Origin of the sequence: Faecalibacterium sp. An77, assembly GCF_002161315.1 — a bacterium.
Lineage (GTDB): Bacteria > Bacillota > Clostridia > Oscillospirales > Ruminococcaceae > Faecalibacterium.
Genome location: NZ_NFHK01000021.1, coordinates 24,613 through 46,314 on the forward strand (window position 1 = coordinate 24,613; position 21,702 = coordinate 46,314).

General features: G+C 41.6%; 20 protein-coding genes and 1 pseudogene. All 21 read left to right on the forward strand.

Annotation, left to right across the window (positions count from 1 at the left end; all coding sequences use genetic code 11):
• The first annotated feature begins 11 nt into the window (after positions 1-11).
• The 21 genes and pseudogenes from rfbF (at position 12) to tnpB (ending at position 21,415) form a co-directional block, all read left to right on the forward strand.
• Complete coding sequence (gene rfbF / locus B5G28_RS08370; RefSeq protein ID WP_087247790.1) at positions 12-794, forward strand: glucose-1-phosphate cytidylyltransferase; 783 nt, start codon at positions 12-14, stop codon at positions 792-794.
• Positions 795-1,856, forward strand: a complete 1,062-nt coding sequence (gene rfbG, locus B5G28_RS08375) for a CDP-glucose 4,6-dehydratase (protein ID WP_087247792.1) — start codon at positions 795-797, stop codon at positions 1,854-1,856. It abuts the gene before it with no gap.
• Between the two features lie 2 nt (positions 1,857-1,858).
• On the forward strand, positions 1,859-2,770 hold the full coding sequence (locus B5G28_RS08380) for an NAD(P)-dependent oxidoreductase (RefSeq protein WP_158099602.1): 912 nt from the start codon (positions 1,859-1,861) through the stop codon (positions 2,768-2,770).
• Complete coding sequence (gene rfbC, locus B5G28_RS08385; protein WP_087247796.1) at positions 2,770-3,354, forward strand: dTDP-4-dehydrorhamnose 3,5-epimerase; 585 nt, start codon at positions 2,770-2,772, stop codon at positions 3,352-3,354. The genes B5G28_RS08380 and rfbC overlap by 1 nt, the downstream gene beginning before the upstream one ends.
• 11 nt (positions 3,355-3,365) lie before the next feature.
• The gene (locus B5G28_RS08390) at positions 3,366-4,385 is read left to right on the forward strand and encodes an acyltransferase (protein ID WP_242967534.1); all 1,020 of its coding nucleotides are present in this window, start codon (positions 3,366-3,368) and stop codon (positions 4,383-4,385) included.
• Between the two features lie 45 nt (positions 4,386-4,430).
• Entirely contained in the window at positions 4,431-5,591 is a 1,161-nt protein-coding gene (locus B5G28_RS08395) for a glycosyltransferase family 4 protein (RefSeq protein ID WP_087247800.1), read from the forward strand.
• Positions 5,588-6,658: a glycosyltransferase gene (locus B5G28_RS08400; RefSeq protein WP_087247802.1), complete on the forward strand. Its 1,071-nt coding sequence runs from the start codon at positions 5,588-5,590 to the stop codon at positions 6,656-6,658. Before B5G28_RS08395 ends, B5G28_RS08400 begins: the two co-directional genes overlap by 4 nt.
• Before the next feature lie 1,038 nt (positions 6,659-7,696).
• On the forward strand, positions 7,697-8,821 hold the full coding sequence (locus B5G28_RS08410; RefSeq protein ID WP_158099604.1) for a polysaccharide pyruvyl transferase family protein: 1,125 nt from the start codon (positions 7,697-7,699) through the stop codon (positions 8,819-8,821).
• Entirely contained in the window at positions 8,818-9,990 is a 1,173-nt protein-coding gene (locus B5G28_RS08415) for a glycosyltransferase family 4 protein (RefSeq protein ID WP_087247807.1), read from the forward strand. The genes B5G28_RS08410 and B5G28_RS08415 overlap by 4 nt, the downstream gene beginning before the upstream one ends.
• Positions 9,991-10,000: 10 nt before the next feature.
• On the forward strand, positions 10,001-11,269 hold the full coding sequence (locus B5G28_RS08420) for a hypothetical protein (RefSeq protein WP_087247809.1): 1,269 nt from the start codon (positions 10,001-10,003) through the stop codon (positions 11,267-11,269).
• Entirely contained in the window at positions 11,266-11,865 is a 600-nt protein-coding gene (locus B5G28_RS08425; protein ID WP_087247811.1) for an acyltransferase, read from the forward strand. The genes B5G28_RS08420 and B5G28_RS08425 overlap by 4 nt, the downstream gene beginning before the upstream one ends.
• Positions 11,866-11,876: 11 nt before the next feature.
• Positions 11,877-12,848, forward strand: coding sequence for a glycosyltransferase (locus tag B5G28_RS08430; protein WP_087247813.1), 972 nt, complete (start codon positions 11,877-11,879; stop codon positions 12,846-12,848).
• A 7-nt stretch (positions 12,849-12,855) separates the two neighbouring features.
• Positions 12,856-13,785: an alpha-1,2-fucosyltransferase gene (locus B5G28_RS08435; protein WP_087247815.1), complete on the forward strand. Its 930-nt coding sequence runs from the start codon at positions 12,856-12,858 to the stop codon at positions 13,783-13,785.
• 179 nt (positions 13,786-13,964) lie between these two features.
• A complete protein-coding gene (locus B5G28_RS08440; RefSeq protein WP_144265507.1) occupies positions 13,965-14,654 on the forward strand; it encodes a hypothetical protein in 690 nt (229 codons plus the stop codon).
• Between the two features lie 157 nt (positions 14,655-14,811).
• Complete coding sequence (locus B5G28_RS08445; protein ID WP_087247819.1) at positions 14,812-16,359, forward strand: hypothetical protein; 1,548 nt, start codon at positions 14,812-14,814, stop codon at positions 16,357-16,359.
• A 4-nt stretch (positions 16,360-16,363) separates the two neighbouring features.
• Entirely contained in the window at positions 16,364-17,524 is a 1,161-nt protein-coding gene (locus B5G28_RS08450) for a glycosyltransferase family 4 protein (protein WP_087247821.1), read from the forward strand.
• A gap of 288 nt (positions 17,525-17,812) precedes the next feature.
• A complete protein-coding gene (locus B5G28_RS08455; protein ID WP_087247824.1) occupies positions 17,813-18,562 on the forward strand; it encodes an acyltransferase family protein in 750 nt (249 codons plus the stop codon).
• Between the two features lie 257 nt (positions 18,563-18,819).
• Positions 18,820-19,338: pseudogene (locus tag B5G28_RS08460) on the forward strand (transposase).
• Positions 19,339-19,458: 120 nt separating this feature from the next.
• On the forward strand, positions 19,459-20,382 hold the full coding sequence (locus B5G28_RS08465; protein ID WP_087247826.1) for a glycosyltransferase family 2 protein: 924 nt from the start codon (positions 19,459-19,461) through the stop codon (positions 20,380-20,382).
• A 351-nt stretch (positions 20,383-20,733) separates the two neighbouring features.
• Positions 20,734-21,069, forward strand: a complete 336-nt coding sequence (locus B5G28_RS08470; RefSeq protein WP_087247828.1) for a transposase — start codon at positions 20,734-20,736, stop codon at positions 21,067-21,069.
• The gene (gene tnpB, locus B5G28_RS08475; RefSeq protein ID WP_087233766.1) at positions 21,059-21,415 is read left to right on the forward strand and encodes an IS66 family insertion sequence element accessory protein TnpB; all 357 of its coding nucleotides are present in this window, start codon (positions 21,059-21,061) and stop codon (positions 21,413-21,415) included. Before B5G28_RS08470 ends, tnpB begins: the two co-directional genes overlap by 11 nt.
• The last annotated feature ends 287 nt before the right edge of the window (positions 21,416-21,702 follow it).

A 21,702-nucleotide genomic window follows, 5' to 3' on the forward strand; every position in this document is an offset into this window, starting at 1 on the left:
GGAGAAATATCATGAAAGTCGTTATACTTGCTGGTGGTTTTGGAACAAGAATTTCCGAAGAATCTGTGTTTAAGCCGAAGCCAATGATTGAAATCGGCGGTATGCCGATTTTGTGGCATATCATGAAGACATATTCTGCGTATGGGTTTAATGAATTTGTTATTTGTGCAGGTTACAAGCAGCATGTGATTAAAGAGTGGTTTGCAGATTACTTTCTCCATACCTCTGATATCACATTTGACTATACTAATGGCAATAATGAGATGATCGTTCATAATAAACATGCTGAACCATGGAAGGTTACAGTGGTTGATACAGGACTGAATACGCAGACTGGTGGGCGTGTGAAGCGAATCCGGGAATATGTCGGTAATGAGCCATTTATGCTTACATATGGTGATGCCGTGGGCGATATTAATATCGCTGAACTTGTGGCTTTCCACAAGGCACATAGAAAGATAGGCACAATGTCTATGTACAACTTTGGCCAGAACAAGGGTGTGGTGGAAGTTGGTGCCAATGGTGTCATCGATGCTTTCCGTGAAAAGTCTGATATGGACGGTGACCTTATCAATATTGGATTTATGGTGTTCCAGCCGGAGCTGTTTGATTTGATTGAGGGGGACGATACAGTATTTGAAAAAGGTCCGCTGACGAAGCTGGTTGAACAGCGTGAGTTGGTCGGCTATGTACATAAGGGGTATTGGCAGTGTATGGATACTCTCCGGGAGAAACAGAAACTTGAATCGCTGTGGGAATCTGGCAAAGCACCTTGGAAGATTTGGGAGGCCTAAATGAATTTTGATTTAAGTTTTTATAAAGGTAAAAAAGTATTTGTCACCGGTCATACGGGCTTCAAAGGCTCGTGGCTCTGCAAGATGTTAGCGAATGCTGGCGCAATTGTAACAGGCTACTCGTTAAATCCTCCAACAAATCCGTCTTTGTTTAAGATCGCGGCGATTGAGCAAGATGTGCACTCTGTCATCGGTGATATCCGGGACTATCCGGCACTGAGGGCGGCGTTTAATGAAGCTCAACCAGAAATCGTTCTGCACCTAGCTGCACAGCCCATTGTCCGAGACAGCTATAAAGATCCTGCCTACACATATGAGACCAATGTTATGGGCACGGTGAATATTTTGGAATGTATCCGTAATAGCAATTGTGTAAGATCCTTTCTGAATGTGACCACGGATAAAGTCTATCTGAATAAGGAATGGGCTTGGGGCTACCGTGAAAATGAGGAATTGGATGGTTATGATCCCTATTCCAACTCCAAGTCCTGCTCGGAGCTTGTGACTCATTCCTATAAAAATAGCTTCTTTTCGGATGGTCGAGTAGCAATTTCCACGGCTCGAGCAGGCAATGTGATTGGTGGCGGCGACTTTGCTAACGATCGTATCATCCCAGATTGTATTCGTGCGGCAATGAGGCATGAAGATATTGTGGTACGCAATCCGTTCTCCACTCGACCTTACCAGCACGTTTTGGAGCCGCTGTATGCGTATCTGATGATTGCGGCGATGCAGTATGAAGACGGCAAATACGCTGGATATTATAATGTTGGCCCGGACGATGTGGATTGCTTCCAGACTGGTGCACTGGTTGATCTGTTTGTCAGTAAGTGGGGAGAGGGAATGAAGTGGATTGATCGTTATGATGGTGGTCCTCATGAGGCTAATTTCTTGAAGTTAGACTGCTCAAAACTAAAGGCAACTTTTGGCTGGAAGCCCCACTGGAATCTTAACACTGCCATTGAAATGGTGGTGGAATGGAGCAAGTGCTGGTCTGGTGGCAGTGATGTCCGAACTTGCATGGATAAAGAAATTGATGCTTTTTTAAAAAATGGGGAATGAAGATGGAATATGTAATCGTAACAGGAGCAAACGGGTTTATTGGAAAAACGTTGGTTAATGCGTTGCTTGAAAAAGGCTACTATGTAGTAGCGCTCGATATTCGGTTTGATGATGTGTTGGTGGATGACGAACGAGTCACTTGCATTAATGTGATGAATAAGGAAGTCGCAGCGCTGACCCAGGAAATTCCCCATCAGGAATATCGGTGTTTCTTCCATCTGGCATGGTCTGGAACTTCTGGGCCTGCCCGAGCGGACTATAATGTGCAATTGAATAACGTCAAACTGGCTTGTGATTACATCAAGCTGTGCAGTGAAATTGGTTGCAAGCGGGTAGTATATGCTTCCAGCATTAACGAAATGGAAACCTATGAGTATCTCCAGTCCGACGATATTGAACCGGCTGGTGGCTACATTTATGGAACCGGTAAGTTGGCTGCTCATCTGATGGGGGAAACAGTGGCTAAGCTTAATCATATTGATTTTATTCCCGTAATTATTACCAATATCTATGGTGTGGGTGAAAAGTCTGCACGGATGATTTACACTTCCATCAACAAACTAGTACATAAGGAGCATTGTTCCTTCACGGCGGGATATCAGACCTACGATTTCATCTATATTACAGATGCCATCAACTCCATTATCGCTGTGGCGGAAAAGGGTAAGGCGTTTAACCGATATTATATCGGCAGCGGAGAGCCAAAGCCGTTGCGTGATTTTCTACTGCAAATGCGGGATATTGTTGACCCGCAGGCAGAGATTGGTCTGGGAGATATTCCGTTTAAGGGCGTGGACATTTCTTATGACCAGTTCGATTTGAAAAAGGTTGAACGAGATACCGGATATCAGAATAAGGTTCCCTTTGCAGAAGGAATCCGCATGACGGCAGAATACATCAGAGGAGAAGCATAATGGTACAGAAATTTGATTTTCGGGAGCTTGACTTGAAAGGTGCATATCTTATCAAGCCTTTTTATGCCACAGATAACCGAGGTGGTCTGATTAAGGATTACAATGTGGACATTTTTCGAGCCAATGGCATTGATCACGAGTTGAAAGAGGTGTTTTATACGATTTCCAAGCGTGGTGTAATCCGTGCCACCCATTTCCAGATGGTGAAGCAGCAGCCTAAGTTGGTGCGTTGCATTTCTGGACATGTTTATGATGTTATCGTTGATCTACGTCCGGATTCGCCAACCTTTGGCCAATGGCGCGGTTTCCATTTAACTGGTGAGAATACCAATATGCTGCTGGTGCCTAAGTTTTTCGGTCACGGTTATTTGGTCATTGAAGACTCTGTCGTCAGCTACAAGTGTGCCGAGGTATTTTATAGTGAGGGCGACTCCGGCATCATGTACGATGACCCAGATATTGGCATCGAGTGGCCTTTCGAATTGATTGGCGGACAAGAAAATCTAATTATCAGCGAGAAGGATCTCAATTTGATGAGCTTTAAGGAATATAGTGACAAAACCACTTTGACAGAGAAAGTATGAATGTGGGAAGTATGAAGAGAATATACGAGAAAAATCTGACAGGGGGAGATGGAATTTATCCGGGACTCCATGCTCTCCGGGTTGGCTCTATGTTTGGCATTTTGGCTATGCATGTATTTATCAATGGGCAGTATTCCGTAGGTGCAGGCTTCTGGAGTAAGCAATTTATCCCATCTCTGACGGATCTAGTGTATGTTTTCTTTGCCATTAGTGCGTTTGGTATAAGTTGCGGTTATTATGACAAATTAAAGTCCGGTCAAATTCGAATAGAAGAATTTTACAAGAAGCGCTGGATAAAGATTTGGCCATTTTTTGCGCTACTTTGCGTGTTAGATTTTGTCCTATCACCGAGCAAAGAAGCGCTGTATGAGATGTTTGCGGATCTGACGTTAAGCTTTGGATACTTGTCTCATAAGCACATTCAGGTCATGGGCGTAGGTTGGACTTTGGGCGTCATCTTTTTGTTCTACATCGCTTTTCCGTATTTTGTGTTTTTGTGCGCCAATAGAAGGAGAGCGATTTTTTCTTTTGGCGTAGCTACACTCCTCAATTTTGTGTGTGTGCAGCACTTTGAAGTGGGGAGAAATAATTTTGCATACAGCGCTGTATATTTCCTGCTGGGTGAATTATTCTTTCTGTACAAGGTAGAGATTGAACGAATCCTCCAGAGACATCGAAGTCTGGTGTGGCTCCTTACTGCTGTGGCATTGGTGATGTACTATGCCTGGAAGGTAAATCTGCTGACAAGGTTGTTGGTTGTCTCTAGTATGCTATGCTGGGGTATCAGTGCAAAGAGATGTCCGCATCTGGTTCAATTCCTGAGCGGGGTGAGCTTTGAGGTTTATCTCTGCCATATGGTGATGTACCGGGGTATAGAAAAACTTCAGCTTCTGTATCTGTTTGGGAACAATGCAACATCGTACATTACGGTTGTTGTGATGGTTTCTGCTCTTGCAGTAGTATTTTCAACTGTTTGGAATAGGACACTGGCTTTGCTGAGAAAACAGCTTGAAAGGAATAAAACGATTTAACGGTCATGGTAAATTGTCTCAGCTTATGTTGAACGGGAGGAAGCTATGAAGATCCTGATTGTTCGATGTTATCCGACATATATGTCGGTTTCCAAAAGCACCTATAATATTCAAGAAGTTGGTTTGGCAAAAGCTTTCACTCGTGCAGGACACAAATGTGATATCATTTTGTGGACAGAAAAAGAAGAAGAAACGGTCGAAATTCCTGTAGATAAGCGGAAAATCATAGTCTATTACAAAAAGGGTCTGTCGATTCTCAACAATGTGATTTTCCTGAATCAGAAGCAATTGCTTGCACAGTATGACATTATCCATGTTAATGAATACAACCAAATTCAGGCATGGTATTATGCGCAGACCATGCCTCGGAAGACGGTGATCTACCACGGCTCATATTATTCTCCGTTCAACAAGCGGTTTAACATGATGTGCAGGGTGTTTGATAGTCTCTTTTTGCGATCGTATTTAAAGAAAGGCACTCACTTTCTTGTCAAGAGTCATTTGGCGAAGAAATTCCTTTGTGATAAGGGTATAAAGCCAGAAAATATAAAAGTGGTAGGTGTAGGTATTGATGTTGATGCATTGACCAACGTCACTGAGGCCTGCACCAGCGCCTTGTATCATAGCATTAGTAATGATATATCCAGACTGAAGATGCTGTATATCGGACGTATCGAGCCAAGAAGGAATGTGCTTTTTCTTCTGGAGGTATTTGCTAGGGTGCTGAAAAGGAAGCCAGATGCCAGACTGTATATGATTGGCACTGGAGAGGCGAAATACATGGGTGAGGTCAAGAAAAAGATTCGTACCCTACGGCTGGAACAGAATCTTTGCTGGGAGGAGCGGATTGAGCAGCGATTTCTGTCGGATATTTACAAGGCTGCAGATGTATTTCTCCTCACAACGGAATACGAGATCTTTGGCATGGTTCTGCTGGAAGCGATGTACTATCACTGTGTGGTGATGACCACGCACAATGGCGGAGCGGGTGTCCTGATCCAGGACGGAGAGAATGGTTTCGTCTTGGATATGGATAATGCGAACAGATGGGCGGAGAGAATTAGTGAGATATCGAAAGATACCGATCGGATGCAAATGATCAAGGATGCAGCCCACAAAACCATTGCAGATCACTTTACTTGGGATCACCTTGCCGGAGTATTTGTTGCGGAGTACAGGAAGGTCATGGGGGAAGAAGCACCATGAAAGAGATTATCATTGTGACAGGTGTCTTGGGAGGTGGAGGTGCAGAAAGGGTCTTTGTGAATCTGGCTAACGCATTCGCTGAAAGAGGCCATGTTGTGCGGATTGTCATTACAGGAACAAAGAAGTCCAGCTCCTATGAATTGGATCAGCGTGTCTTAGTGGATAAGATCGTTTCTGAGAACAGAAAAAAGGCTCTGAAAATAGCCGAAAAAATCAAGCGATTGAGGGCCTATTTCAAAGCTCACAGGGGGGCATCAATTATCAGCTTCTTTCCTGATGTTAGTGCATATTGCATTCTTGCCTCCGCTGGTTTGGGGATGAGGAACATTCTGTCTGAGAGAAATGACCCATATACTACGCCTAAAAACAAGTATAAGCACATGCTTAGGGATATTGTATTTAGATTCGCAGATGTCTGCGTGTTCCAGACGGAGGATGCGAGGTGCTACTTTCCCGCAGCTGTCCGGAGCAAAGGCGCTGTGATTAACAATCCTATGAATTTGGCGAAGGTGCCAATGGTTCAGCCAGGTCAAAAAAAGAGAAAGGTGATTATCGGAATAGGCCGTGTCAATCCGCAGAAGAATTTTTTGCTGTTGATCAAAGCCTTCGAGCGAATCAAGGAGAGGTTCCCGGAGTATATCGTCGAAATCTATGGTGAAGTGGGTGAGTTGTCCTCGGAAGTCACAGAGTATATCCGAAAGAATGCTTTAGAAGATTGTGTAAAGCTTATGGGATTCTCGGAGAACATCTATCAGCATCTCCTGGAGTCTGAGGTATATGTGTTGTCATCTGATTATGAAGGGGTGTCAAATACCATGCTGGAAGCATTGGCGATGGGGGTCCCGACCATTGCAACCGATTGCCCGATAGGTGGTACAAGGCGATTTATTCAGGACGGGGTCAACGGCTATTTAGTTCCAGTGAATGATGTTGGACAAATGGCAACCGCGCTAGAAAGGCTCCTTGGCAATGCGGAGCTGCAAGAGGCCTTCCGGAGAAAGTCGGTAGAGATTCGTAAGCAGGTGGATGTGGATAAGGTCTGCGATGACTGGTTAGCCATTCTATAAACAGGAGGAATATAAAACGTAGAAAATAAAAGTCTGAACCGAATCGATGTTGCGAAGTCCTTCGCGATTTATCTGATGAACATTACGCATCTGGGGACCTGGAGGGGCTTTGACAAATGGATTCATACGTTCCATATGCCGATATATGATGTTTGGAGCTGCTCTGTTTGTCACATGAAATGCTGGGCTGTATGTATTGAAGCGATACGATGAAATGAGGCCCATGACAGAAATGGGGTATTCTCTATGTTCGGTGTGAATGCAGAAATTATAACCTTTGATGTGGTTCAGTGGTTCTTAACCTGTATGTTCCTTTGCGGCCTCTTATTCTATGGTATTCTTAAGGCCACTCGATATTTTGGGTCTGTTGCTGACGACATCTGTTGTTGCCTATCTAATCCCTATCGTTGTTCCGGTTAGATTACCCTGGTCGCTTGACTCTGCAGTGGTCGCAGTTGTGTTTTATGAAGTGGGCTGGAGACTGAAAAGGCTGAATGTAGTGAAGTATTTGGATCAATACCCGATTCGGTCTTGCGCAGTCAGTATCGCGATGGTTGATATCAGTAGCATCTGCGTATTCCAAAACATAGCAGTCAACATCCGGTGTATTTCATATGGTAATTATTTTTTGTTCTATTTTTGCGCAATTGCGTTAAGCATTAGCTTCTGTGCGCTTTCGTACTTATTGTATAAAGTGGAATGTCTTCGAGGACTACTTAGCAAGCTTGCCTTCTTGGGACGGCATACGCTGATTATTTTATTGCTGAATTCTACGTTTGTCCGAATTTGGAGACTTTTCTCTGAAAAATGGGTTCAACTTAATGCTCGAACAGTGTATGCGGTGCACTTGATTCTCGCATTTGCTATCGTGGTGATGGCAGCGGGCGTATCGGTATGTGTTCAGAAATATATGCAGGAGCTAGTTGGCAAAGCGCGAATGAAAAAGAGTGCCTACACTGACTGAAATGGACGGGTGAATCTCAAGCCTGTGTAAGTAGAGCAACATTGAAATTCCCTTATAAAAAGGAGAAGCGTTCGGTGAATTACTTCTTTTATCAGACAAAAACAAAATATGACAATACCGGAGATGCACTGATCAACAAGGCTCTGATTTCCGAGCTTCGGAAGTACGGGAGAGTATTTGCTAACTGCAGCGCATACATTCCGGTAGAATTTCTGGAAGAGCTAGAAATTCGGAAGGATGAGCAGATTATCTGTAAAAATAGCAGGCAGTTTGCCCTGAAAATTATAGGCCATGCCCTTCTCCACAGGCAGGATAACACTTATATTGTTTCTGGCCTTGGAGACATCTACGGTGGCGGAGTTAAGAAGGTCATGAGAAATGTGTTGTCTGCTTGCGTTCTGCCTGTGTATTCGCTGCTAGGTGTGAAAAATGTAAGAATTGGTCGCTCTTTTGGAGTTATGACGAAGGCGATGCAGTGGTCGGAGGCATTAAGAGGACTGTTTGTCAACAGCTATTTTGTTCGAGATACACAGTCGCTGCAGAGATGTCGGAGTATGGGCATCAGCAAGGTCCAGCTTTGCCCAGATATGTCGTGGATCTATGAAGAAGGAACGGAACGGCAAGAAAATGCGTCAGATGTTGTAATGATCAACATGAAGGGCTCAACACTTAACATCAAAGAGCAGAAATATATAGATGCGCTTATCAAGAAATGCAAGACTTTTTTAGAAAGGCTGGAGAAAGAAAAAAACAAGAAGGTGCATGTACTGGTTGCCTATCAAGTGAGCGAAGATGAAGAATTTTCGCAATACATTTATCAACGACTGAAGGATGAATTCGATGTGGAATTCGTGGATACGCAGATGAAGTTGGGAGACTTAAGAAAGTATTATAGCCATTGCGGATATCATCTGAGTAACCGAATGCATTCCCTTTTGAGCGGATATAAATATGGTTCGTTGCCCGTTGCATTAATAGATGTGAAAAATCATCTAAAAATTGCAGCTACGTTGAAGGACTGTGATCTGGATGAATTCATGATTGATGTTTTTGACGAGTTTCCTGAAAGCAAAATGGACAATATCCTCACAAATAAGAGCAAGCTGTATCGCAAAATAACGATCTGCGAAGTGGAACAGGCTGAGAAAATCCACCGGATACTGAGCCGTGAATTTGATCGAGGGGAGGAAAAGGAGTGAAAAGAGCATTTATTTTTGGGTACTTCAACTTTCCCAGGGGATCTGCATCTGCAAATTATGTACAGTATTTGGGTGAGGCGTTTCGTGCGTTGGGATATGAGGTTGTCATTGTATCGAATTTAAATCATAAGGAATTAGAGTATGATCAGGGAAAATGGTGGAAACATTTCAAGTTGGAAGAGGTTAGATTTAGTAGCAATAAGCTTTTGCATTATATACAATACAATTACCTTATGAAGTGGTACTTGAAAAGAATTATTAATCAGTATCCTTCAAATCGCGAAGATGTTTTTGTGTGCTATTCAACGTTGAAGCATATTACTAGATTTGTCAGAATAACTGCAAAAAAGCGAGATAATATCTCCATTGCATGTATCGTTGAATTATATGCAAAAGAGGATTTTGCAGAATCCCGAAAGAATAATGTATACGAGAAATACCTTGAGGTGATTGACAGGGAATTTCCCCAATTCGATTTACTGTTTCCGATCAGCACATATATTGCAAAGTATTATGAAAACAAAGGTCCAGAAATACAGGTTCTGCCCATTATGGCGGATCCCAATGAGTGTAAATCGAAGAAAAGAGAGAACCCAGAAAAATTTCGATTTATCTATCCTGCAAACGGAAAGATTAAGGATTCTCTTGGAGAAATGCTGAAAGCGATCGCAGGGTTAGATGATGACGAGAGACAGAAAGCAGAATTCCATATCTGTGGTGTCAAAGAGCAGGAATTAAGGAAAATGCTTTCCTCTGGAGAATACGATGTAATAAGTAATGAAATTGTAGTTCATTCCTGGTTGCAATACCGTGAATTGGTAGATCTGTATCAGGAGATGGATTTCTTGTTGCTGTCTCGAGAAGTGAAACAGATGACACTAGCTAATTTTCCAAGCAAAGTACCGGAAGCTATGTGCTATGGCATAATACCTGTTGTATCCCGTGTTGGCGATTATACAGAGTATTACTTGGAAGATGGCGTTGACAGCATTATCTTTGACGGATATCAGGCTGATCAATGCAAGTGCGCGATCAAAAGAGCGCTAAACTTGGATCAGTCTGAAAGAAATGCCATGCGAGAGGGAGCATTGCGGTGTGTCCGGGAAAAATTTGGATATGTGAATTGGTGCGATACTATTTCAGCAGCAATGAAGCAAGCAAAAAAATAGGAGAATAAAAATGCTGAAAATAAAAAAAAGTAACATATTGCAATATATTCTTCTATATATGATGCTTGTTTCTCATGGCAGTGGTATTCGTTTGATGATCGGAAGCAGATGGCCATATATATTTTTTTTCATCAGTTTTTTGATCATCCTTTGGCATGCCAAAGCAGCGCACAGTAGAATATGCGCCTATACGGGGATGATTTGTGCTTTAGCAATTGTAACTCGAATGACTGCCGGCGGTATAGGACTCGAGATCATAATCACAATCGCTGCACGAATTTTAATTGCTTATGCGGCCGTGATTGTGAACCGTGAAACCTGTGCAAGAAATTATGTAAGGTTGTCGGTTTTTCTTGCAAGCGCAAGTTTGCCTTTTTGGTTTATAATAAATGCAAACAGAGGTTTACTTACCGTGTTGCTTCCTTACAGAGCTGCTGCAAGTGAGGCTGTTTTTTTCTGTTTTAATCCGTTTTATACGTATAATGTCAATGGCGCTACAGATGTAGTGATGAGAAACAACGGTATTTACACAGAACCGACATTGATGTGTATCCAGTTGCTTACCACTTTGTATGTCCTGGTGGCTATGAAACCACAGCTAAAAATTGAAGAAAAAAATTGGAAGCGCAGTCTAATCATAATGGTTGTTGCTTTGCTGACAACATTGTCTACAACCGGATATATTACCTTTATGGTAATTGTTGTTGCATTTGTTGCGACAAACGATGGATACAGCCGACGGTTAAAAAATAGAATCTGTTTTGGGATTGCGATTATACTTGCTTGTGCGATTATAGAGTATAACATCAATGGAGATAGTGGTATTGTTGGGTATTTCTTTCTTAGAAAAACCATTTCCGTGAATGACCTTGGACAGGCAACGCTGAATTTTGGGGCAGCCGGAACAGGAAATGCCAGACTATCCGTGATATTTGCCGCATTGGAGTTGATTCCCCGATACCCGCTGGGCTGCGGTTATCAGATTTATAGCAACTTTATTCTCAATCACAGCATTATGGGAATCCAATCATCGGGCGGTGGATTGATGGCTGAGATGGCTGTTTTTGGGGTTATTCCGTTATGTATGACGATAGTCTATTTGTACAACGGAGTTAAAAGAATATCAACAAGTAGAGAGATGATGGCTATTTATTTTATGATATGGGTAATAACGACATTGTCAGAATCTACAATGTATTATTCTGTGTTTTTTTTGATTGCTTTGTTGGGTTATAACTCACCAGATCTATCTTGTCAAAGCATCGAGGAGGCACTATGAACGGCTATGAAAAAATAAAACGAAGAGTTATAAATTCGGTAGGTTTACTTACCTCTTTATGTGCCCGTCTCCAAATGTGGATGCACGGCATAGAGTTTGGATCTGAAAACATCGTTCGCGGAAAGATATGCGTTTACAATGAGGGCAAAATTAGGATTGGATCTTGTAACCGTATTAACTCTGCATATTGGGCAAATCCCATCGGTCTAGGAAACTGCACCTCCTTGAAAGTTTCCTCACAAGGCTATCTGAGTATAGGCAGCCATTGTGCAATCTCAAATACGGCGATTGTATGCACTACTTCCGTAAGAATCGATGATTATGTGATGATTGGATCGGGATGTAAAATATGGGATACTGATTTTCATCCGATTGAACCGAAGTACAGAAAATATGGAAATAATGAGTTCACAAAAAAGTCTGCGGTGCATATTTGTTCGAATGCTTTCATTGGTGGTGGAACTATGGTGCTCAAAGGCGTTACAATTGGAGAGAATGCGGTTATTGGAGCTGGGAGTATTGTGACAAAGAATATTCCTGCGAATGAAATTTGGGCCGGTTCGCCGGCAGTGTTTATCAAGAATCTGAAGGATTAAGGGAAAAGAATATGATTTCGGTGATTGTACCTGTTTATAATGTAAAAGACTATTTGGTAGAGTGTTTGGATTCAATCCTTAATCAATCCTATCAGAATCTAGAAATTATCCTAGTGGATGACGGATCAACGGATGGATCGGATTTGATTTGCGATATGTATGCAAATAAGGATAAGAGAATCAGAGTAATTCATCAGGAGAACAAAAGTCTTTCAGTAGCACGCAATGTAGGGATGTCTGTTGCAAAAGGCGAGTATATTGCATTTGTTGACAGTGATGATGCGTTGGAATTGGATATGTACCAAAAAATGCACTCAGCCATTACAGCTTCTAACGCTGATGTCGCAATTTGTGGTTTTCATCAGTTTAGCGAGGATAGGATCGACTATCATCAGACAGCCAATGCCCTAAATAGGGAAATCGACGGAAAGGTCCTGGAGAGTGTCTGTTTTTTTCAATATATTGATATCTTTCGATTTATGGTGTGGAATAAGCTCTATCGAGCCGAAGCGTTAAAGGGAATACAGTTTATCCCCCGTCAGATTCATCAAGATATTCATTTTCAAAATCTCGTAATGCAGGGCAATAATAAGATTTGCTATATCAATGAAGAACTCTATAAGTATAGAGTGAACCGTCAAGGATCAACAAATACCAAAACATTCAAAACTGCTCGTCTGGGATTCATAGAGGAATTTTCAAGTATTTTAGAATATTTGAGTTCAAAAAATTGTATGGAAGCGTATGATGCCTTTTGGAGATATGCATTCCGGTACTACTTCAATGAATCGCGACTGGCTTGTAAGCTAGATGCTGCGGCGGAAGATAAAGACCGCCTTGTCAATGGTTTCAGGAAAATGGTAAAGAAAGCAGGAAAATTCCATTGGAAGATGAAAATGACAACTTCTCAAAAGCTTTACTGCATCTCACCGAGACTATATATGGCGCTATACAAAATAAAATGCAATAGAAATAAAGGATGAAAATAGCATGATAATTGTTCGAATTTCAGGGGGGTTAGGAAACCAGATGTTTCAATACATGCTGGTTTGTGCATTGAAAGAGAGATACCCGGATGAAATAATTAAAATTGACATTTCGGATTATATATATGTTCATGCCCACACGGGGTATTCATTGGAAAAATATTTTGATATCGAGTTAGAGAAGGCAGATATTACGCAGGTCAATCAGCTACGCTATATCCCGGTGGAACTGAGCAGGGTTGACATGGAAAAAAATCTACTCAGAAAATCGATCAACGGAATTCGATATAAGCTGGCGATGAGACAGAGAAAGTATCTGAAAAAGTGGAATATCCAAGATGGCGGGTTCAATATTTTCCGACCAGAGATTTTTGATCTGCTGCCAGGTAAGTGGTATCTTAACGGCTACTGGCAGAATCCAGAGTATTATAAAGCACTGGAAAGGAACATGCTGGAGTATTTTCCGTTTAAGAGGGAGATGAACAAAGTTGATAGGGCGCTGAGCCAAAGGATCGGCTCGACAGAGTCGGTATTTGTTCATGTCCGCCGTGGAGACTATGTGGGAAGTTCTTTTGTGGTATGCGATGAGGAATATTATCGTCAGGCAAAAGAAATTATTGAGAAAAATGTACAAAACCCACTTTTTGTATTCTTTTCGGATGATATATCGTACGTTTGTGATCATTTTGCATGGGTCGAGAATAAAGTAGTTGTTACACATACTGCTGAGGATTGTGACTTTGATATGCAACTTATGACCCAATGCAAGCATGCCATTATGGCAAATAGCTCCTTTAGTTATTGGGCAGCTATGCTCAAGAAACGTAGTGGGATTGTTATCTGTCCAAAGTATTTGAAGGTGCAGGATAATAGGCGATTTAGAATGCCGCAGCACCAAAATTGGATTTACCTAGATAATGTAATTGGGAGATGAAACGAATGTTTTGTACTTATAATGAGAATGATCCGATAATGTAAGAACAATACCAAAAGGAAAATTTTATTATTCTAAATAACTCTGTCATTCGAAAGAATAGAGGCAGAGCATGTTATATTTATTTTTCTGGAAATGGCCTCTATACAGCTAATAATCTGATCAGTTTTCAGAAAAATGTGCAGGAAGCAGATCGTTATGAATGGATGAGGTTGCGAGCTAGAAGAAAAGTTGCGAAAGAAATTTTTATCAGGGATATTTTCCTGTCCTGGTATGCGAAAGGAATCAATTTCCGGATAGATAATATAGAAAAGCTAATAGAATGGTTGAAAAGGGAAACTGAGGGTTATGATGAGATTGTGACCATCGGTAATTCAGCAGGTGGGTATATGGCGGTGATTTGTGGATGCGCTTTGCATGCAAAAAGAATCTTTAGCATCTGCGGACAGTTTTCACTGTCCCATCATAATGGACATACCGCTACTAATCCATTGCTGGTTAAATATGGAAAGGAAAAGTTTTATGAGAATTACCGTATGATTCAGAAAAATACTCAGATTCCTGTGTATTACATTTATTCTCATGGCGTTGATCATGATTGTGAGCAAGCGAGCTACGTTGAACCGCTTGATAACGTTCGCACTATTGCGGTGGATTCTGCACGCCATGGCAAGACCTTAAATCCCTTTGACTTTCCGGTGCTCTTTTCTATGGAACAGGAACAGCTCGAGGGGCTCTTTAATGCTTTTGCCGGAAGGGTTGTCACTGCAGATGCGGTTTCCATTCGAATTAAGGGGAAAATTTGGCTAAAAAAGAATAAAATAATGTCAAAAGTTGTGAAGATAAAAACAAAGTTTCTGTACAGATGAACAAATAACGCAGTATATGCTAAAAGCTACAATAAAGCAACCAAAGCAGGGAATGGATAGAAAAGAGATTGTTTCATGAGACCACTGATGTTAAGTTCAAATAGTCTGCAAGCTAAATGATTTGAATCTGGATCGCATGAAAAAGGAGATAAACAGTATGTTTAATAAATCGGAGCGCACGCAAAATGTGCTGAAATCTACAGTGACAGGAGAAATTTATTCTGTTGTAAATTTGCTTCTGGGCTTCACGTATAGAAGTATCTTCTTGCACTTTCTGACAGTTGAGTATTTGGGTATTAATGGACTTTTTACGCAGTTGCTCAATCTGCTTGGAATGGCTGACTTAGGAATTACAAATGCAATCGTTTTTCGTTTCTACCGGCCGATTCAAGAAGATGATTATGTTCAAGTTGGAAAACTAATGAATTTTTTCAAGCATGTCTATCGGATCATCTTCTGTGTGATCATGGGTGTTGGTTTGTCTATGCTACCGTTCATTAAAATCCTGATTAAGGATTCTTCGGAAATTCCGGCGGATGTAAATATCTATGTTGCATTCTTTCTCTATCTATTTCAAACTGCATCATCTTATATGTTTGCCTATCGTCAAACACTTCTGGTGGCAGACCAAAGAAAATACATTGTAACTGGAGCTCAGACGGTGATTACCATTATACGGTACACAATCCAGATTGTAACACTGGCTATTACACATGATTATATTTTGACATTGGTTGCCAATATTATCACGAATGTGGGTGGCAACTATTTAATTAGTCTGTATGCTGTCAGAAAATACAAAGCTGTATTTGCGGTAACAGAGAAAATTACCACCGCGGAAACCAAAGATATAATGAAGGATACTACAGCTTGCCTGAGTCATAAAGTCGGGTCTGTGGTTTTGCGCAGTACAGATGCCATCATTCTTTCCCAATTTGAGGGACTGATGGCGGTTGGCCTGTATTCAAACTATTCCCTGATTATCAACAATTTACAGACTTTAATTAGCCAGATGCTTTCCAATACAACTGCAAGCCTAGGAAATGTCAACGTTAGCATGGATAAAGAAGGTCAATATAGGGTCTACAAGAATTTGAATTTTGTTAATCTGTGGATTGTTGCGTCCATTACAATTTGTCTGTATACATTAGTTGACCCATTTATCACCTTATGGATTGGGCGGAAAATGCTTTTAGATGAGTTTACAGTAATACTGCTGTGTATGCAGTTCTATTTGGAACTGTCGCGTCAGACAAATATGTCTTTTACGAGCGCAAGCGGTTTGTTTGTCAAGGATGTCATTCGGCCTTATATTGAAGCAGGCTTGAACCTTGTAACATCTATTATTGCAGTCCAGTATTGGGGGATTGCCGGCGTGTTCATTGGAACGATTGTTAGCTGCTTGTTGACCGTGACATGGAGAGAACCGTATCTCTTATTTAAATATATATTTATGAGATCAATGGCTTCCTATTGGACGCAGTTTATCAGCTTTGCCCTACTTACCATAGCTATATGTACTGTAGCCAGAACAATCGTTGCTGGCATCATTGGATCTTTTATCAGTTGGATTCTCTGCGGTGTTCTTGTGTTTTTGGCCACTCAGTTGGTTTTTATTATTCTATTTTGGAAGAGCGAGGAAAGGAAATACCTGTTTAATCTGGTTTTTAATTTATCCAAAAAGATCATCAAAAAAAGGGGTTAAGTAAATGAAGGTGCTATTTGTAACCCACTATAGTCAAAACGGTGGAGCAAATAATGAGTTGCTTTGGCTCGCATCAGAGCTAAAAAAAAGAGGCTACAATGTTTATGTGGCTCTGCCGAAGTCGGGGGCCTTTGAAGAAAGACTAAAAGCGGCAGGTATACAGTATCAGATCTTCGGCTATAGGCGGTGGATTACGACTATCCCCCAAAAAAAGAATCCAATCAGCAGAATATGGGAGGAGATAAGAATATATGCCAACAATCGGAATAAAGCCAATGAAATTGCATCCTATGCAAAGGAAAATGGGATTGAGATTATCCACACGAATGATTCTTTGACAGTTGTTGGCTGTAAAGCAGCATCAATTGCCGGAATTGCTCATGTATGGCATCTAAGAGAATTTTTGGAAGAGGATTACTCCAGAACCATTGTTTTTTCAGAGAGATATATCCAGAAATGGTTTGCAAAGAGTGATCGAATAATCTGCATTTCAGATGCCATCAAAGCCAAATATCAGAGTCGGTTTGTTCGGGATAATTGGTGTAAAATATATGACGGCATTATTATTCCACAGTGTCATTGGATCAATTCGAAAAAGCAAATCGGGGATACGATGCGGTTGCTGTTTCTCGGTGGGACAAATGAGGGCAAGGGTTTTTCGGATTTGATTAAGATTACTGGTGTTCTGAAGAAACGGTATGGAATCCCTGTTCAGGTGTCTGTAGCAGGAAATTGCAGCCGAAAAGGTGAGTATAAACGCATTATTCAGGAATGCGGAGTAGAGGATTCTTTTGTGTTTTTGGGCTTTGTTACCGATGTGAATAAGCTGTTCCAGCAAACAGATATTTTTCTGATGTTGTCAAGGCTAGAGGCATTTGGACTGGTGACAGTAGAAGCAATGCTTGGCGGCGCAGTCGTTGTTGGAAATAATTGCGGAGGAACAAAGGAGATTATCCGGCATGGTAGCACAGGTTTTCTTTATGAAGAGGCTAATATAGATAGTGCAGCGGAACTTATAAAAAAGATATGGGATGGCGAGTTCGACCTGGACAGGATTCGTCAGCAGGCATTTGAATATGCAAAGAGCAATTTCTGCATTGAAAAAACCGCAGAATGCATTGAACAGGAATATAAAAATATATTATCAGAAAGGGCAAGCAGTTGATTCATCAGAATAGAGTATACAATATAGTTGACTATATGAAATTGGCCTTTGCAGTATGTATTGTGTTACATCACACGGAAATGCTGTCGGTCTTATTTGGCGGGGGATATTACTATGTTCGAAAAGCAATTTTCTGTGTAGCGGTACCGTTCTTTTTTGTGACAACGGGCTTTTTTCTGTCCAATTCTATGGCCTTAAAAGGGGTAGAGCATGCTATCGGTGGGTATATAAAACGCCTGCTTATGCCGCTTTTATTTTGGGAATATAGTTCTTGAAGTATATAAACAGATGGCAATTTCGAATGCCTCTTTGAAGCAAGTGATTAGAGATATAGTACTGCACATATTGTTCTACCCGTATGGTGCATTATGGTTCATGCAGGCTTGCATTGTTGGTGCATGTATTCTTTTGTTTTTCTACCGGATCAAGGCAAAGCGGAGTTTAGTCATATCAATTGCTATGATTTGCTATATTATTGGGCTTATTACAAACAGATACTATTTCCTTGTAGAAAATACATGCTTGGCAGATGTCGTTCGTCTTTACCGCAGATACTTCATTTCAGGACGAAACGGTGTTTTTGTGGGATTTCCATATTTGCTCATTGGAATAGGTGTATATTTGTTATGGTGCAGGTATGGAGAAAAATTTAGACTGAAGGTTTTGATTCTGATTGCGGTTGTTATATATGGGGTATATGCGTTGGAAATTATGACTGTTCAAAATTTCTCGTATGTGGATGATGAATCGCAGTACGTGATGCAGCCATTTTTAGCCAGTATATTGTTGTTGATTGCTCTGAAAGCGCAGACCTTGGTTCAGAAAAATAAACTTGATTCATCACTATACCGCAATCTGAGTGTAGGAATATACTATACACATCGGCCTCTAATTTCTATTTTTCAAATTGCATGCTTTTATCTTGATATAGAGCAAAATCCATTTATTATAGGGGCATTGGTTTTGACTCTGTCTTTGGGAGCCTGTATATTCGTATACAGGAATAAGATAAAGCCGTTATATTCGTTATTACGGTGATATTACGGCGATCGAACGATAAGAAACTCACGGTAAGCGCCTCACAAAATAGTGTACTTGTCAAGTCCAGCCTCCCAGTGAGAGAATGATTCTATGTAGTAGAAGTTTATTTTTGAGACCACTCTCAAAAATATATGCTCTCGCTTAGAAGACCGATAAGGTTCAACTATTGACACTACCTTGATAGTTTAAGAGCACCTAACAAAACCTGACAAATGGAGGAATATGCTGTAAAATATTAGCGGGGGGTGAAACAAATGCCCAAGAAGCTAGTAAGCGACGAAATGTGGAGTCAGGTTGAACCACTCTTGCCAAAACATGAGCTTACCCCCAAAGGAGGCCGTTCACGTATACCGGACCGGGCAGCTTTGACCAGATCATCTTTGTTCTCAAGACGGGGATACCGTGGGGAGACCTGCTGGCGCAGACTTCGGGATTGGCAGGAAGCTGGTGTTTAGGAAAACCTTCACCATGACATCCTGCAAAATTTGCATGGGAGACCTACTTGTCGCCCTCAGAAATTTCACGCTGATAAAGGATATGATTTTTGCAGGCAGGCGTGCACAGTACAGCGCATAAAACACCAAATTGCCAGATGAGGAGTGGACAGCGCTACTCATTTTGGAAAACACCGTTGGGTTGTCGAGCAGACTTTTGCCTGGCTTCATCGATACAGGCGTCTGCTTGTCCGTTATGAACGCAGAGCTGATATCCATTTGGCCTTTTTCACCCTTGCCGCTGCTTTGATCGCTTTTAGGTTTTGTTGGGTGTTTTAAGGCAACTGTAAGGCAGCCTGAATTGATGTGAAGACACGACCATAAGGAATTTGAAAGGATTCAAAAAAATATACCAGTATTATCTGTGTCAGAAAAATCCATTGGTGGAGGATATTATTTATGTACCAGTATAAATTTACTGTCTTTACACCTGTTTTTAATCGGGGGACGATACTAAGTAGATGTTTTAACGCATTACAACAGCAAACGCTTAAAGACTTTGAATGGGTCATAGTAAACGATGGAAGTACCGATAATTCCGATGAGGTCATAAAGGATATAATAGAACAAACAGATATTCCAATTACATATTTGCGTCTAGAACATAACAGCGGGAAGCATGTTGCTCAAAATCGCGCTGTAGATATTGCCAAAGGTGAATTATTTGTACCACTTGATTCGGATGATTATATTATACCAGAGGCACTGGAAATATTCTGGAATGCGTGGGTTTCCATATCGGAAAATGAACGCATTGATTATTCTGGAGTTGGTGTCCATTGCATGGATCAGCAGGGTGATATGATTGGAACACCGTACCCAAAGGATCGAATGGTTTCTAATGATCTTGAAATGCATTTCAAATTTAGGGTTGACGGGGAAAAATGGGGAGTGATTCGAACTGATATAATGCAAAAATTTAAAAATGTTGAAGTTAAGGGGCATTTTTTGTCTGAATCAACAGTTTGGTTTAGAATAGCAAAGAAATACCCTAAGAAGTTATTTCTGCAGAAATGCTTGAGAATCTACGAAGTTCATGAGGATAGTGTTACAAAGCAGATGAAGTCTCATGACTATAATATAGATAGCAGAATTGTTTCGGACTGTATTTATCTAAATGGGTTTTATAATTGGTATTTGCACTATCGACTGAAAACCGCTATTCGAAAGCCTCTCGCACTGACGTATAATTGTATTGTGAATGATAAAGCAATACTATTGGGTAAGGATGCTTTAATCAAAAAGGTTGATCCTTTGGTGTGTAAAGTACTAATTGCGATTGCTAGTATCTATAAATTAGTTTGGACTATTAAAAAAAGATAATTGGCTTTGTGTAAATGACTTATGCGTATAACCTTCAGAAAAGACACCTTGGCCGCAACTCATTAGACAGTGGCATCGGACTTCAATGGACAGCCGCGTCGCTCAAATTGGACAGGCACATCGGCGTTGTTGGACATTGACTTTTTTTAAGAAAAACGGTATCATAAAATGTTTTTATATGTTTGCAAGATAAGGCAACGCAGCGGTATGACCGTAAGCGCCCCACGAAACAGCGTACTTGCCAAACCCGGTCTCCCAGTGAGAAAATCGTTCCATGTAGTGGGCGTGTATTTTTGAGACCACTCTCAAAAATACACGGCCTCGGTGAGAAACCCCACAGAGGAGGCAAACATGGAAAAGAGAGCAATGGCAGTTCGGGAAGAACAATGGATTCAAACCATCGCCGCTGCAAAACAGAGCGGCCAGCCCATCAAAGTCTGGTGTGCAGAACATGGCGTTCCTGTGTCCAGCTTTTACAAGTGGCAGCGGAAAATGAGAGATAGTCTGCTGGCCGAAGAGAAGGCTGAAATTCAATTTCAGGAGCTGGAAGTACCGCAGAATATATGTGGTCCTGCAACTTCAGATCGAATCCTCTTACATATCCAGGATATCCTGGTAGAGCTTCCAGCAGGCGCAAGCGCAGAACAGATCAGCGCAGTCGTTCGAGGAATCCGACATGCTGGGTGACATCAGCCGGGTAGATCATATCTATCTGGCTTGTGGGTACACCGACCTGCGGCGCGGAATAGACGGATTGGCGCAGATCGTACAGCAGCAGTTTGAGCTGGACCCGTTTTCCAATAGCCTGTTTTTGTTTTGCGGCAAACGGCGGGATCGAATCAAGGCCCTGTTGTGGGAGGGAGACGGATTTGTTCTGCTGTATAAGCGAATGGAGAATGGCGGAGGATTTCAATGGCCCCGCAGCTGTGCCGAGATGCGGAGTCTGAGTTGGCAGGAATTCCGGTGGCTAATCGAAGGCCTTTCCATTGACCAGCCCAAAGCAAACAAGAGCATAGAACGGTGCGTTTTGTGAGGAAAAGTTTTCCACAAAAAATCAGGCCGTTTTTACAGCAGACCTCCTAGAATTTTTGCAGGAAGTTCTCTGTGCAGACAGCTCGCGTTGCGAGCTGTTTTGTAAGCGCTCCATAATCCCCCGTGAGGGATAAACAAAAGAGCTCCCATGAGGAGCTCAAATCGGTTGAAATTATTTGAGTTTGCAATACTCGGGAAGGTTTTCGGCCCAGGGGAGCAGCGGAACCAGTTGTTCCTCGGTAGGATTTCCGCCCAGTTTGGGCAGCTCCTGCAGCAGGAACAACAAGT

Coding starts and splice junctions, on each gene's coding strand:
- rfbF (WP_087247790.1), top strand. CDS start 12: ATGAAAGTCGTTATACTTGCTGGTGGTTTTGGAACAAGAATTTCCGAA.
- rfbG (WP_087247792.1), top strand. CDS start 795: ATGAATTTTGATTTAAGTTTTTATAAAGGTAAAAAAGTATTTGTCACC.
- B5G28_RS08380 (WP_158099602.1), top strand. CDS start 1,859: ATGGAATATGTAATCGTAACAGGAGCAAACGGGTTTATTGGAAAAACG.
- rfbC (WP_087247796.1), top strand. CDS start 2,770: ATGGTACAGAAATTTGATTTTCGGGAGCTTGACTTGAAAGGTGCATAT.
- B5G28_RS08390 (WP_242967534.1), top strand. CDS start 3,366: ATGAAGAGAATATACGAGAAAAATCTGACAGGGGGAGATGGAATTTAT.
- B5G28_RS08395 (WP_087247800.1), top strand. CDS start 4,431: ATGAAGATCCTGATTGTTCGATGTTATCCGACATATATGTCGGTTTCC.
- B5G28_RS08400 (WP_087247802.1), top strand. CDS start 5,588: ATGAAAGAGATTATCATTGTGACAGGTGTCTTGGGAGGTGGAGGTGCA.
- B5G28_RS08420 (WP_087247809.1), top strand. CDS start 10,001: ATGCTGAAAATAAAAAAAAGTAACATATTGCAATATATTCTTCTATAT.
- B5G28_RS08425 (WP_087247811.1), top strand. CDS start 11,266: ATGAACGGCTATGAAAAAATAAAACGAAGAGTTATAAATTCGGTAGGT.
- B5G28_RS08430 (WP_087247813.1), top strand. CDS start 11,877: ATGATTTCGGTGATTGTACCTGTTTATAATGTAAAAGACTATTTGGTA.
- B5G28_RS08435 (WP_087247815.1), top strand. CDS start 12,856: ATGATAATTGTTCGAATTTCAGGGGGGTTAGGAAACCAGATGTTTCAA.
- B5G28_RS08445 (WP_087247819.1), top strand. CDS start 14,812: ATGTTTAATAAATCGGAGCGCACGCAAAATGTGCTGAAATCTACAGTG.
- B5G28_RS08450 (WP_087247821.1), top strand. CDS start 16,364: ATGAAGGTGCTATTTGTAACCCACTATAGTCAAAACGGTGGAGCAAAT.
- B5G28_RS08455 (WP_087247824.1), top strand. CDS start 17,813: ATGGCAATTTCGAATGCCTCTTTGAAGCAAGTGATTAGAGATATAGTA.
- B5G28_RS08465 (WP_087247826.1), top strand. CDS start 19,459: ATGTACCAGTATAAATTTACTGTCTTTACACCTGTTTTTAATCGGGGG.
- B5G28_RS08470 (WP_087247828.1), top strand. CDS start 20,734: ATGGAAAAGAGAGCAATGGCAGTTCGGGAAGAACAATGGATTCAAACC.
- tnpB (WP_087233766.1), top strand. CDS start 21,059: ATGCTGGGTGACATCAGCCGGGTAGATCATATCTATCTGGCTTGTGGG.